A 12,632-nucleotide genomic window follows, 5' to 3' on the forward strand; every position below is an offset into this window, starting at 1 on the left:
CCAGCCCGATGCCTTCGGCCCAGTCGCGGCGCGCTCATCCGCCGGTGCCCGCTGCACTGCCGCACACCGGCGGCTGCCCCACCGGGCTGGCGGAGGCCGGGGGGCCGCTGTCGCCGCACACCGGCGCCCGGCCCCGTCGTGCTCTGCGCACGGCGCGCCTCCATCCGGCACGGTGACCTCGGCCCAGCCCGATGCCTTCGGCCCAGTCGCGGCGCGCTCATCCGCCGGTGCCCGCTGCACTGCCGCACACCGGCGGCTGCCCGACCCGGCTGGGCGGAGGCGGGGCGCTGTCGCCGCACGCCGATGCCCGGGCCCGTCAGCGGTCGCCGTCGCCCCGGGGATGACCCGTCAACGGTCGCCCCAGGGGTCCTCGGCGTCGCGCGGCGAGAGACCGCCGTCGATGTCGCCGCGTGGCCCGACGCGGTGGCAGGCGTCGGCCAGAGCACGTCACCTGCACCAATGGCGATATGCCGCGCGGCCTCACACGTCCGCGTACTTCGTCTCCGCTGCCGGGTCCAAAGCCAGGCGGTAGCCCCGCTTGACCACCGTCTGGATCAGTTTCGGGGCGCCGAGGGCCGTGCGGAGGCGGGCCATGGCCGTCTCGACGGCGTGTTCGTCACGGCCGGCTCCGGGCAGGGCACGCAGCAGGTCGGCGCGGGCGACGACCCAGCCGGGGCGGCGGGAGAGGGCGCGCAGGAGGGCCATACCGGCGGGCGGTACGGGCTTGAGGTCGTCGTCGACCAGGACGGCATGGCCGCGGATCTCCACCCGGTGCCCGGCGATCGGCAGCGAGCGCGCCCGCGCGGGCAGCTCCTGGCAGAGGAGCTGGACGAGCGGGCCGAGCCGGAAGCGTTCGGGCTGGACCGTGTCGATGCCGTGGCCCTGCAGCGGCAGCGCGGTGACCGGGCCGACACAGGCCGGCAGGACGTCGTGGCCGAGTGCTGCCAGCACCTCGGGGAGCAGTCCGCGTTTCTCCGCCCGGGAGAGGAGGGAGGCCGCGGCAGGAGCACTGGTGAAGGTCAGCGCGTCGACGCCACGGGACACGACCGCGTCCAGGAGACGGTCGACCGGCCCGATGTCCTCCGGCGGCATCCACCGGTAGACGGGCACCCCGACGACCTCGGCACCACCCGCCCGCAGCGATTCCACGAACCCGGGCAGCGGCTCCCCGTGCAGCTGGATCGCGATCCGCAGACCGTCGACGCCCTCCTCCAGCAGCCGGTCGAGCACCTCGGCCATGGACTCCGAAGACGGCGACCATTCCTCCGTCAGCCCGGCGGCCCGGACCGCGCCCTTGACCTTGGGCCCGCGCGCCATGATCCGTACGCCGCCCAGCCGCGCCAGCAGATCCTCGCCCAGACCCCAGCCGTCCGCGGCCTCGACCCAGCCCCGGAAACCGATCGCGGTCGTCGCCACGACGATGTCCGGCACCTGGTGGATGATCTCCTTCGTCGCGGCCAGCAGCTCGCTGTCGTCGGCGAGCGGCACGATCCGCAGGGCGGGGGCATGCAGGACGGTGGCACCGCGCCGCTGGAGCAGCGCGCCCAGCTCCTCGGCCCGGCGCGCGGCCGTGACGCCCACGGTGAATCCCGCCAGTGGGCCGTGTTCCGGTCGCTGTTGTTCCTCGTGCATGCTCTCGTCCCGCATTCGAGTCGTCGTACTCCATGGGTTCGGCGTACGTGTATGCCGAACGAGCCTGTCAACGGCTCGTGACAGGCTCGGTTCGGCATGATGTCGGCGGTGTTACGTCACACCTTGGCGTAGCTGAGCTGCGGCTTCGCCTCCGAGGTCGCCGTGGTGACGGGTACCCGCGGAGCCGTACGTCGAAGGTATACGGCCCAGGTGATGCCGAAGCAGACCACGTAGAAGGCGAGGAAGGCGACGAACGCGCCGGTGCCGGAGCCGTAGGAGAGGAAGGACTGGCGGAAGGCGAGGTTGATGCCGACACCGCCGAGCGCGCCCACCGCGCCGATGAGTCCCATGGAGGCGCCGGAGAGCCTGCGCCCGTAGGCCGCGGCCTCCTCGCCCTGCAGTCCCTTGGCCAGGGCCTTGTTCTGGAAGATGCCCGGGATCATCTTGAACGTCGAGCCGTTGCCGAGCCCGCTGAGCACGAACAGCACCACGAACGCCGTCGTGAACAGCGCCAGCGACTTCTCCATCGAGGCACCGATCAGGATCGCCGTCGCGACACCCATGGCCACGTAGTTCCACAGGCTGATCTTCGCGCCGCCGTACTTGTCGGCCAGCCAGCCGCCCAGGGGCCGGATCAGCGAGCCGAGGAGCGGGCCGATGAAGGTGACGTACGCCGCCTCCAGCGGGGTGCGTCCGAACTGGTTCTGCAGGACCTGGCCGAAGGCGAAGCTGTAGCCGATGAACGAGCCGAAGGTGCCGATGTAGAGGAAGGACATGATCCAGGTGTGGACGTCCTTCGCGGCGCTCTTGGCGGCACCGGTGTCGTTCTTGACGTTCTCGATGTTGTCCATGAAGAGCGCGGCCATGACGGCGGCGACGACGATGAGCGGGATGTAGATCCCCAGCAGCACGCGCGGCCCGCCGCCGGCGCCGATGATCGCGAGCGCGGCCAGCTGGATCACCGGGACGCCGATGTTGCCGCCGCCCGCGTTCAGGCCGAGGGCCCAGCCCTTCTTCCGCAGCGGGAAGAAGGCGTTGATGTTGGTCATGGAGGAGGCGAAGTTGCCGCCGCCCACGCCGGCGAGGAGGCCGACGAGCAGGAAGGTGGAGAAGCTGGTGCCCGGCTCCATCACGGTGAACGCGGCGACAGTCGGGATCAGCAGCATCGCGGCCGAGACGATCGTCCAGTTCCGGCCGCCGAAGATCGCGACGGCGAAGGTGTAGGGGACGCGGACGACCGCGCCGACCAGCGTGACCATCGAGGTCAGCATGAACTTGTCGGCGGGGGTCAGGCCGTACTCCGGGCCCATGAAGAGCACCATCACGGACCACAGGGTCCAGATCGAGAAGCCGATGTGCTCGGACAGCACGGAGAAGAAGAGGTTGCGGCGGGCGACCTTTTCCCCGGTTTCCTTCCAGAAGGTCTCGTTTTCCGGATCCCAGTGCCGGATCCAGCGTCCGCCCCTGCTCGGGGGTGCGGGTGCCGTGCCAGGGCCTGTCATGACGCCTCCACTTGCTCCGGGACTCGGTCTTACTACGAGTGGCTGATCCGAAGGTAGGGAGGGCGCGTTTCGTGACTGTGCCGTCGAGTGACCTCGAGGGAACTTTGCTCTCACCCCGGGCCCGGGCGGGATGAGAGGTTCGGTGGCTTTGTGTCAGCCCTGCGGGTGCTGCCAGTGGGGATTCTGCCCGGGGTGGGGCGGCTGCTGCGGGGCGTAGGGGCCGGGCTGCTGCTGCGGCGGATACGGCGTGGCAGGGGGCTGCGCCCCGTACGGACCGGGCGCGGGCTGAGGCGGGTAGGGGCCCGGAGCGGGCTGCGCGTACGGGCCCGGGGCGGGCTGTGCATACGGGCCCGGGGCGGGCTGTGCATACGGGCCCGGGGCCGGCGCCGGTGCCTGCCCAGGCTGCTGATGTCCGTAACCCGCGGGCGCCCCGACGGCCGGACCGGGCATCCCGGGCGCCTGGCCCGGCGCACCGCCGTACGGCCCCCCGCCGAAGGGGTTGCCGTGCCCGGGCAGCTGGGCCCCGGGCGGGAGGTAGCGCGTGCGGCCGTTCTCGTCCGTCACCGGCATGAAGCCGGCCGCCTGCAACCGGGCGGCGAACTTCGCGTTGCGCTTGCGGGTGACCAGGAGCCCGATGCCGAAGATCACCATGAAGAGCAGCCAGACCACGCCCGCCGCGACGAAGTCGAAGGCCTCCCCGCCCAGGCGTACGCCGAGGATCACGCAGCCGACGGTGAGGCCGAGGGCCGCGTAGCCCATGCGCTTCTCGGCGCTCTTGCCGGTGAGGTCGAAGTTGATACGGGCCTTGAGGAGCTCGAAGGCGTCAGGCACGAGCGGCGGGAGGGAGACACCGTCGGCGGCGTTCGGATACTGCGCCCAGTTCTGCGCGGCCCGGCCCCGGGCGTGCGGGCTGGGGTCGGGCAGGATCAGCATCGTGAGCGCGCCGTTGCGGCCGCTGCTCTGCCGCACGTCCGCGTACTCGTAGCCGAACTGCTGGGCGACGAAGGCCAGCCGGGCCAGTTTCTTCACGGACGCCATCGGGCTGGTGAGCTCGACCGGCTCTCCGCTCGCCATCAGCCGCAGCATCTTCTGTGTCTGCCGCTTGCTCATCCCACCGCTCCCCCGGCCCGTCACTGATCCCAGTCGTTCACATGCGCAACCCGGGCAGTTTTCCACACCGGGGGAACGCCGGGGGAACGGGGATCAGCCGCCGTGTACCGCTCGCCTCCTGCTCCCCCGAACCCTCACCCGGGGCTCACTCGTGGGCCACAACCGGGGCCGCTGCTTCGCCGCCAGGTCCTCCACCCAGCCGAACGCCAGGACGCACCCGCCGATCAGCACCCAGACCAGGACCAGCACCGGCCAGACGCTCTCCAGCAGCCCGGGGATGTTCTGCTCCAGCACGGTGACGCCCCACAGCCGGTCCCACAGGGTCGCGGCGATCAGGATGCAGATGTTGTGCCACAGATAGATCGTCACGGCACGGGAGTTGAGCAGGGTGATCGCCCCGGCCCAGCGGCGCAGCCTGGGCGGCCACTCGGACCAGGACGGGCTGATGTGCAGCAGCAGGAACACCGTGCCGAAGGACCACAGGGCCTGGGCCAGGGGCATGCTGTCCAGGTCGTTGCCGGTGCCGAAATCGTGGTGCAGGGCGTACCAGAGGCCGGCCAGGGCGATGACGGGTGCCACCGACGGGACGATGTAGCGCGGCAGCCGCTTGAGGATGCCCTCCTGGTGGGCCATGCCGAGGATCCAGCAGGCGCCGAAGGTGGAGAAGTCGGTGAGCGCCGAGGGGAACCGCTCGCCGGGCAGCGTGAGGTAGCTGTGCTCCAGGGCGACCGCCAGGGCGATCGGCGCCAGGAGCGTGACCACCGGCAGGGCGCGCAGGGCCTTCAGGAGCAGCGGGGAGAGCAGGACAAACCAGAGGTAGGCGCGGATGTACCAGAGCGGGCCGGCGAGTTCGGCGGCCCAGTCCTCGCCGATGAAGCCGTGGATGCCGGGCAGTCCCTCGGCGTACGGCGGGTCGCTGAGCGGGACGATCCAGAAGGTGAGGTGGAGCCACCACCAGCCCGGATGGCCGTCGTCGCCCGGCCCCCAGCCCTGGAGGACCATGCCGCTGACGCCGACGACGCCCAGCAGCCACAGCGGCGGCAGCAGCCGTCGCAGCCGGCCGCGGATCACCTGGACGGGCGGGCGCTTGAGCGAGCGGGCCATGAGGTTGCCGGCGAGGGCGAACATCACGCCCATCGACGGGAACACCAGCGGCAGCCAGGCCCAGCCCGTCAGGTGGTACAGCACGACACGGAACAGGGCGAGGGCGCGCAGCAGGTCGAAGTACCGGTCGCGGACGGGGCCGGTGCGGGTGGTCCGCTCCTTCTCAGGGGCATCGGCCACGACTTCGGGGTGCGTGGTCATCAGGCCTGCCTCCCGCCCACCGGCTGCTGGGGCGCGCCGCTGCCCGGCCCGGGCAGGCCGACCGCGCCCGTGCGCCGCAGCTTCTGCCAGCGCAGCCGGCCGCCGGTGAGGGCGGTGATCCAGGACTGGAGCAGCACGACGTACATGAGCTGGCGATAGAGGAGCTGCTGGAGCGGGAGGGAGATCAGATGGGTCATGCGTTCCTTGTCGAGGTGGAACGCGTAGGCCGCGCACACGCCCTGTACCGCGAGGACGCCCAGCCAGGCGCCGATGGTCTTCTCCGTCGGGCCGAACACCAGGCCGTACAGCAGGAACACGTCGATGAGCGGCGCCAGCAGCGGCGCCACGACCATGAACATCGACACCAGCGGCATGCCCACCCGGCCGAAGCGGCCCGAGGGCCCCCGTTCGAAGACGGACCGGCGGTGCTTCCAGATCGCCTGCATCGTGCCGTACGACCAGCGGTAGCGCTGGGACCACAGCTGCTGGACGGACTCCGGGGCCTCGGTCCAGGCCACGGCCTTCTCGGCGTACACCACGTGCCAGCCGTCCCGGTGCATGGCCATGGTGATGTCGGTGTCCTCGGCGAGCGTGTCGTCGCTCATGCCGCCGACGCGTTCCAGCGCGCTGCGCCGGAAGGCCCCCACCGCGCCGGGGATGGTCGGCATGCAGCGCAGCACGTCGTACATGCGCCGGTCGAGGTTGAAGCCCATCACGTACTCGATGTGCTGCCACGCGCCGATCAGCGAGTCCCGGTTGCCGACCTTGGCGTTGCCCGCGACGGCGCCGACACGCGGGTCGCCGAAGGGCTGCACCAGTTCACGGACGGTGGTCGGTTCGAAGACCGTGTCGCCGTCCATCATCACGATGAGGTCGTACTTGGCGTTGGCGATGCCCCGGTTGAGCGCGGCGGGCTTGCCCGCGTTGAGCTGGCGCACGACGCGTACGCCGGGCAGGCCGAGGTTCTCGACGATGCGCGCGGTGCCGTCGCTGGAGCCGTCGTCGATGACCAGCACCTCGATGGGATGGTCGCTGGCGACCAGGGAACGGACCGTCTGCTCGATGCACTTGGCCTCGTTGTAGGCGGGCACCAGGACGGACACCGGTTCCGTGACGGTCTCGCCCCAGCGGAAGCCGCGGCGGCGGACACGGCGGGCGTGCGCGACGGAGAGGATCAGCATCAGCCCGAGGCGGGCGAAGACCAGCACGCCGACGACTGCGAGCCCGGCGACGAGAACGCCGGTCGTCTTCTCGGAGGCCTGGACGAGGAAGACCCACGCGTTGCCCTTCAGCGCGTCGAGCCCGGCGACCGGAGTGTGCGCGCTGGGGGCGTCGAGGGCGGCGGTCAGGGTGTCGAAGCGGTAGCCCTCGCCCTTGAGCCCGGAGATGAACCGGTCGAGCGCGGCCACGGTCTGGGAACGGTCGCCGCCGGAGTCGTGCATCAGCACGATGGCGCCCTCGCCGTTCTTCGGTGTGGCGTTGCGGATGATCTGGTCGACACCGGGCCTGCGCCAGTCCTGGCTGTCGGTGTCGTTGACGATGGTGATGTAGCCCTTGCTGCCGATGTACTCGGTCACCGGCCAGGACTTGTTGTCCATGAGATGGGAGTACGACGAGTAGGGCGGGCGGAAGAGCGAGGTGCGGATGCCCGCCGCACCGGCCAGCGCGAGCTGGCTCTGCGACAGCTCCCAGTCGACCCGGCTCTTGCTCTGCAGCGCGAGGTCCGGGTGGTTGAAGGTGTGCAGCCCGATCTCGTGGCCCTCGTCGACCATGCGCTGGACGAGGTCCGGGTAGCGGGAGGCCATGGTGCCGGTGATGAAGAAGACGGCGTGGGCGTCGTGCTTCTTGAGCATGTCGAGGACCTTGGGCGTCCACACGGGGTCCGGCCCGTCGTCGAACGTCAGCACCAGCTCACGGTCCGGGAGGTCCAGAGCGGTCGCCTTCTCCTCCCGGGTGTCTATGACGGGCCCGCCCTCGAGGATCTCCTTCGGGACCTGGTCGCTCGACGTGGGCGGCCCGACGCGGTGGTCGGCGAGGATCTCGCTGTGCACGTAGCCGCGCAGCATGAGCATCGCCATCAGGGCGACGAGGAGAAGCAGGGGCAGCAGCAGGCGCATGGGCAGGCGGCGGCGCCTGGAGCCGCCACGGGCTCGGGACGCGCGCCCGGAACGGCGGGTACGGGATGCCATGGGTGGTGGTACTCCGGGTGGTGCGGGGAGTGGGTGGTACGGCAGCGCCCTGAGGGGGCGCGGGGAACTGCGCGACCGGCCACGACGGTGCCGCAGATGAACGGCGGCCCGTCGCGGCACCTTCAGCGGAGCGCCTAGGCGGCAGGCTGGTCGGTGGCGGGCGGCTCGGCCGCGGGCTGGTCTGCGACGGGTGACTGTGCGACCGGCTGGGTCGGAGCCGGGCCGTCGGCGACCGTGCCGGTGCCGGTCGTCTCGGTCGGCAGGGGCGTGGGTTCGCCGGGCGGCGACGGCTCGGACACCGGCGTGCTCGGCGGGTCCGCCGGCTTGCTCGGGGTGGGGTCGGTGACGCCGGTGCCCGGGGCCGGTGCGGTCCGGGACGCGGTCGGCGAGGGCTCGGCGGTCGTACCGGAGCGGCCGGGGGCCGCGGGAGCCACGGGTGCTGCGGGGTCGCCGGCGCTCGCGCCGGGCGAGGGCACCGTGTCTTCTTCGGTCGCCGGCGTACCGCCCGGGGCGGTGGCTCCGGTGCCGTCGGTCGGCGCCGATTGCTCGGGCAGCGGCGGGGTATCGACCTGCCCGGCCGGCGGGGCGTCCTTCTGGCCCGGTACGGGCAGCCAGGGCGCCTGGGAGTTGCCCGACATCAGCGTGGCGACGATGACGACGGCGTAGGCCCCGCAGGCCAGTGCGATCGCCATGCCGATCCGGCGGTAACGGCGGCTGCGGCGGCCGGACTCGTCGACGAAAACGGGAGAGTCGGCGGCGGCCGCGGAGCCCGCTCCGGGGACTTCCTTGACCTGCCGGAGGACCCCGTCGCCGAGCTGGACGGCGTCGAGCTGGACGGTGACCTCGTGCGGGTCGTGGCTGTGCCCGGCCGGGTCCTCGGTGTCCCCTGCGGAGTCGTGGCCGTGGCCGGACGGGACGGCTTCCCCGGTCTCTTCCCAGGGGTCGCGGACGGCGGGCCGGGACCCGGGGTCCGGGACGAACGAGTCGGTCTCGCCCTCGCTCTGCCGGGGGATGCCGCGCAGTATCTCCGTCCCGGCGGGCAGCCGGTGGCCGGTGCCCTGGAGGTCGCTTCCCGCGAAGAGCTGAGTGGCTCTGCGGTCCCGGACTCTGCCGTCTGCGGGGAGTTCACCGGTCACCGCCGCGGCCTCGGGCCACTCGGGTTGGGCGTCTTCTCGCCACTTTTTCACGCGCGCACTTCCCCCCACGGGATGGTTCAGGTGCGCTGACGACCTGAGCACCCGTCGTCGGACCGGGCCCCCTCGCCCGTCCGAGCGCCCCCCATTACCACACCGTGCTCAGGCGTTGAATGTAGCGCACGCGGAGGTCCTGTGTGGACGGCGTACCGAATCGTGTCAGCCGCGAGACGCCATGCGGACATCGTCCCCGGCCGGAACCCAGGACCCGGCGGGCCTGTTCAGCCACCCCTCCTCGGCCGCGAGCCGGGCAGCGGCCCGTCGCAGCGCTTCGAACGCGGGGTGGGTCAGGCCCCTGCGCCACACCAGCGACACGGGAGACAACGGGACGGGATCGACCAAGGGCCGCGACACCATCGACGGCAGGGCGGGAAACCCCACAACGGCCAGGACCGGGTTGCGCGTTCTGGCCATGATCCGCTGGAACTCCTCCTCGCCCACGGCCAGCGGCGCGGGTGGCGCGATTTCGATGCCCCGCCCCTCGAACAGCTGCCGCGCGAGGCCGGTCCACTCCGGCGTGCGCGGGTTGCCGGCCCCCGCGTAGACGGTCTCACCGGCCAGCTCGGCGAGCGGCACCGCCGCCAGTGCGGCCAGCCGGTGGTCCTCGGGCAGCACGACCGCCATCGGCTCGTACCGCACGGGCTGGTGGTCGAGCCCGGCCCGCAGCGCCGGGTCCAGCCCGCCGAACCGTCCGAACGACGCGTCCAGCCGCCCGGCGAGCAGCTCCCCGGCGGCTCCGGTCAGGCCGCTCTCGTAGCGGGCCATCAGCTCTTGCCCGGGGGCGAGTTCGCGCGCCCGGTGCAGTACGCGGCGCGGTGTGACCAGGCCCGGGGAGTTGAGGTCCACCAGCAGGGGCCGGGCCTGGTCGAAGGCGGCGAGCAGCTCCTCCTGCGCCCGCAGCACGCGCCGGGCGTACGGCAGCAGCCGTTCTCCCTCGGGCGTGAGCGTCACCTGGCGGGTGGTGCGCACGAACAGCTCGACGCCCAGCTCCCGCTCCAGCCGCCGCACATCCCGGCTGAGCGCCTGCTGCGCCACGTGCAGCCGCACCGCGGCACGGGTGAAGTGCAGTTCCTCGGCGACGGTGACGAAGGCACGCAGCAGCCGGGGGTCGAGGTGGGCGGGCATGCGGGTGAACCTACAACGGGGAGCGACGCGATGACGCCGCTCCCCGACCTCCCAGGAACTTCAGGAACCGGTGCCCCGCCCGGGTGGCTCGCCCTGCCCCGTGCCCTCGCCGGGGTCGGTGCCTGGTGCGTCGCGCGGGCCGGTCTGGCCCAGGCGGTGCCGGGGCACCGAGCGCAGGGGCGGGCGGGTCAGGGTGATCTGGCGGACGACCTGCTGGAAGCAGGCCAGGGCCGCCACACCCGGCAGGGCGGCCGCCGCGGTGCCGAGCACGGTCTTCGGCGCCTGGGCGACACAGAGCAGTACGGCGACGCAGGAGAAGACCAGGACCACGCACCAGGAGTGCACGGCCCGGCGCTGGTGGAGCGCGGCCCGCAGTACGGACAGGGAGGCCACCAGCCAGGGCCCGTACACCAGCAGGGGCCACCAGCTGCCGAAACTCTTCCCCTCGGGGGACACGCCGACCAGGCGCAGGGGGTCGTAGGCGACCATGCCGCCCAGGAGGCTCACCGCGGAGGCGATGACGGCCGCCAGGGCGGCGACGAAGAGGCTGGTGGTGCGGAGCAGGCCGAGCTTCTTGCGGGTGCGGACCTTGCGGTGGCGCCGGTGGAAGTCCCGCACGGGCGGCAGTTCCTCGGTGATGTCCTGGAGCCGCCTCATGTGGACGCCCGGCGCCGGAGCGGGTGCCGGCTCCGGGTCCATCGGGTCCGGGTCCGCCTCCGCCACCTCGTCACGGGGAGGGGGAACCCTCGCCGCCTGCTGCCCCAGGGCCTCCTCGAGGATGAACGCCAGTTCCTCGGCCGGATCCCAGGTCGGGTCCGGTGGTGTCAGGGGGGTGAAGAATTCCCGGGCCGGAGCCCGGTGCCGGCCACTGCCTTCGATTTTATTGTCATACATGGCGTGACCCGACTATTCCGCAAGCGCGAATGCGGGCCATTCCGTCGCACTGATCCACCGTCGCGCAAGATCCTTTTCCAGCACGCTCATGGTGTCGATGAAATCGCGCAGAACCGGCTCGGTCACCTGCAGCGTGACCGGGCAACCGCCGTTGGTGAGCGTGCCGTTGACGGTGGCCGACGAGTGCGCCGGAGCGGGAATGTAGGTGTACGGGCCGAGCGTTACCGCCCAACCATTTTTCCTGGTCGCCTCGGTCATGTACCGACTAACCGTCGGCCCTCTGCGGCGGATGCGCGGCAAACGAGTGAAGGATTTCCCGGTTGAACATCTTTTCCATCCGCCAATAGAAGCATCAGTACTCTCCATATCTCTGTATGAAGAAACACCGGGCGGTCCTACAACCCAGGTGTGTGAGTCCGTGCGGAACAGGTGTTGGACCGCTTGATCACCGCCGGGCGACGGTGGGGGCATGCCGCACCTCACCCCGTACCGCCGCCTCTTCCGTCTGCCGGGCGCCCGCGCGTTCACCGCCGGGAACCTGATCGCCCGGCTGCCGATGGGCATGTTCAGCGTCAGCGCGGTCATCATGATCGCCGGGACGCGGGGCTCGTACGCCCTGGCCGGCGCGGTCACGGCGACGGGGCTCGCGGCGACCGCGGTGGTCGCGCCGTGGACCGCGCGGCTCGTCGACCGGCACGGGCAGGCCCGGGTGGCCCTGCCCGCGACGGTGATCGCCGTCCTCGGCTCCCTCGGGCTGCTGCTGTGCGTGCGCCACGACGCCCCCAACTGGACCCTGTTCGCCTCCTACGCGGCCACCGCCACGACCCCCAACACCGGCGGCATGGCACGGGCCCGCTGGGCGCATCTGCTGGCCGGCGACCCGAAGGGCCTGCACACCGCCCACTCCTTCGAGCAGGCCGCGGACGAACTGTGCTTCATGCTGGGCCCGGTGCTCGCCGCCTTCCTGTGCGGGGCGTTCTTCCCGGAGGCGGGCACGCTCATCGGCGCGGTGCTGCTGCTGACGGGCATGCTCGTGTTCACGACCCGGCGCGCCACGGAGCCGCCGGTCCGCGAACACATACCCGCGAAGGCGCCACTGCGCGCCCCCGGCATGCCCCCGCTGCTCGCGGTCTGTCTGGCGATGGGCGGGATCTTCGGCTCGACGGAGGTCGTCACGCTCGCGTTCGCGGACAGCCGGGGGCAGCAGTCGGCGGCCGGTGCCGTACTCGCGCTCCAGGCGGCCGGTTCCTGCGCGGCGGGCCTGCTGTACGGCGCCGCGAAGCCCACCGGGCCTGCCGGGGCGCGGCTGCCGTGGTGCGTGGCCGCCATGGCCGCGCTGCTGACCCTGCCGCTGCTCGCGGCCGTCCTCACCGGCTCCCTCCTGGTCCTCGCGGGCGCGCTGCTGGTCGCCGGGATGGCGACGGCCCCGACGATGGTCACCACCATGACGCTGGTCCAGCAGCGCACCCCCGAGGGCCGGTTGAACGAGGGCATGACCCTCGCGGTGACCGGCCTGCTGGGCGGCATCGCCGCCGGCGGCGCCCTCGGCGGCTGGACGGTGGAGCATGTGTCGGCCACGGCCGGATACGGCATTCCGGTGACGGCGGCAGCCCTCGCCCTGGCGTTGTCCTCGATCGCGGCGTCGAATCGCTTCACCAATTGTCTCACTGCCCATTGACGCC

At 72.0% G+C, this 12,632-nt stretch carries 10 protein-coding genes; 1 reads left to right on the forward strand and 9 read right to left on the reverse strand.

The annotated features are described in order from the left end of the window. Positions 1-480: 480 nt before the first annotated feature. From ACWIF2_RS13945 to ACWIF2_RS13985, 9 genes are all read right to left on the reverse strand, one after another. Positions 481-1,632 carry a uroporphyrinogen-III synthase gene (locus tag ACWIF2_RS13945; protein WP_454360510.1) on the reverse strand — a complete coding sequence of 384 codons (1,152 nt, stop codon included), beginning with the start codon at positions 1,630-1,632 and terminating at the stop codon, positions 481-483. Positions 1,633-1,748: 116 nt separating this feature from the next. Next, a complete protein-coding gene (locus tag ACWIF2_RS13950) occupies positions 1,749-3,134 on the reverse strand; it encodes a nitrate/nitrite transporter (RefSeq protein WP_454360468.1) in 1,386 nt (461 codons plus the stop codon). Between the two features lie 153 nt (positions 3,135-3,287). Beyond that, positions 3,288-4,244: a hypothetical protein gene (locus ACWIF2_RS13955; RefSeq protein ID WP_454360469.1), complete on the reverse strand. Its 957-nt coding sequence runs from the start codon at positions 4,242-4,244 to the stop codon at positions 3,288-3,290. Between the two features lie 93 nt (positions 4,245-4,337). After that, on the reverse strand, positions 4,338-5,549 hold the full coding sequence (locus tag ACWIF2_RS13960; RefSeq protein ID WP_454360470.1) for an acyltransferase family protein: 1,212 nt from the start codon (positions 5,547-5,549) through the stop codon (positions 4,338-4,340). Beyond that, complete coding sequence (locus tag ACWIF2_RS13965) at positions 5,549-7,738, reverse strand: bifunctional polysaccharide deacetylase/glycosyltransferase family 2 protein (RefSeq protein WP_454360471.1); 2,190 nt, start codon at positions 7,736-7,738, stop codon at positions 5,549-5,551. The genes ACWIF2_RS13960 and ACWIF2_RS13965 overlap by 1 nt, the downstream gene beginning before the upstream one ends. Before the next feature lie 134 nt (positions 7,739-7,872). Then, positions 7,873-8,925, reverse strand: a complete 1,053-nt coding sequence (locus tag ACWIF2_RS13970; protein WP_454360472.1) for a hypothetical protein — start codon at positions 8,923-8,925, stop codon at positions 7,873-7,875. A gap of 165 nt (positions 8,926-9,090) precedes the next feature. Next, a complete protein-coding gene (locus tag ACWIF2_RS13975) occupies positions 9,091-10,056 on the reverse strand; it encodes a LysR family transcriptional regulator (RefSeq protein ID WP_454360473.1) in 966 nt (321 codons plus the stop codon). A 60-nt stretch (positions 10,057-10,116) separates the two neighbouring features. Continuing rightward, a complete protein-coding gene (locus tag ACWIF2_RS13980; RefSeq protein ID WP_454360474.1) occupies positions 10,117-10,950 on the reverse strand; it encodes a hypothetical protein in 834 nt (277 codons plus the stop codon). A 12-nt stretch (positions 10,951-10,962) separates the two neighbouring features. After that, the gene (locus tag ACWIF2_RS13985) at positions 10,963-11,208 is read right to left on the reverse strand and encodes a hypothetical protein (RefSeq protein WP_382499985.1); all 246 of its coding nucleotides are present in this window, start codon (positions 11,206-11,208) and stop codon (positions 10,963-10,965) included. Between the two features lie 211 nt (positions 11,209-11,419). On the opposite strand from ACWIF2_RS13985, the gene ACWIF2_RS13990 reads away from it, so the two are divergent. Next, on the forward strand, positions 11,420-12,628 hold the full coding sequence (locus ACWIF2_RS13990) for an MFS transporter (protein WP_454360475.1): 1,209 nt from the start codon (positions 11,420-11,422) through the stop codon (positions 12,626-12,628). The last annotated feature ends 4 nt before the right edge of the window (positions 12,629-12,632 follow it).

This window comes from Streptomyces sp. NPDC055506, assembly GCF_053643595.1.

Bases quoted from the DNA above. Each gene is read 5' to 3' on its own strand.
- ACWIF2_RS13945 (WP_454360510.1), bottom strand. From the start codon at position 1,632: ATGCACGAGGAACAACAGCGACCGGAACACGGCCCACTGGCGGGATTC.
- ACWIF2_RS13950 (WP_454360468.1), bottom strand. From the start codon at position 3,134: ATGACAGGCCCTGGCACGGCACCCGCACCCCCGAGCAGGGGCGGACGC.
- ACWIF2_RS13955 (WP_454360469.1), bottom strand. From the start codon at position 4,244: ATGAGCAAGCGGCAGACACAGAAGATGCTGCGGCTGATGGCGAGCGGA.
- ACWIF2_RS13960 (WP_454360470.1), bottom strand. From the start codon at position 5,549: ATGACCACGCACCCCGAAGTCGTGGCCGATGCCCCTGAGAAGGAGCGG.
- ACWIF2_RS13965 (WP_454360471.1), bottom strand. From the start codon at position 7,738: ATGGCATCCCGTACCCGCCGTTCCGGGCGCGCGTCCCGAGCCCGTGGC.
- ACWIF2_RS13975 (WP_454360473.1), bottom strand. From the start codon at position 10,056: ATGCCCGCCCACCTCGACCCCCGGCTGCTGCGTGCCTTCGTCACCGTC.
- ACWIF2_RS13980 (WP_454360474.1), bottom strand. From the start codon at position 10,950: ATGTATGACAATAAAATCGAAGGCAGTGGCCGGCACCGGGCTCCGGCC.
- ACWIF2_RS13985 (WP_382499985.1), bottom strand. From the start codon at position 11,208: ATGACCGAGGCGACCAGGAAAAATGGTTGGGCGGTAACGCTCGGCCCG.
- ACWIF2_RS13990 (WP_454360475.1), top strand. From the start codon at position 11,420: ATGCCGCACCTCACCCCGTACCGCCGCCTCTTCCGTCTGCCGGGCGCC.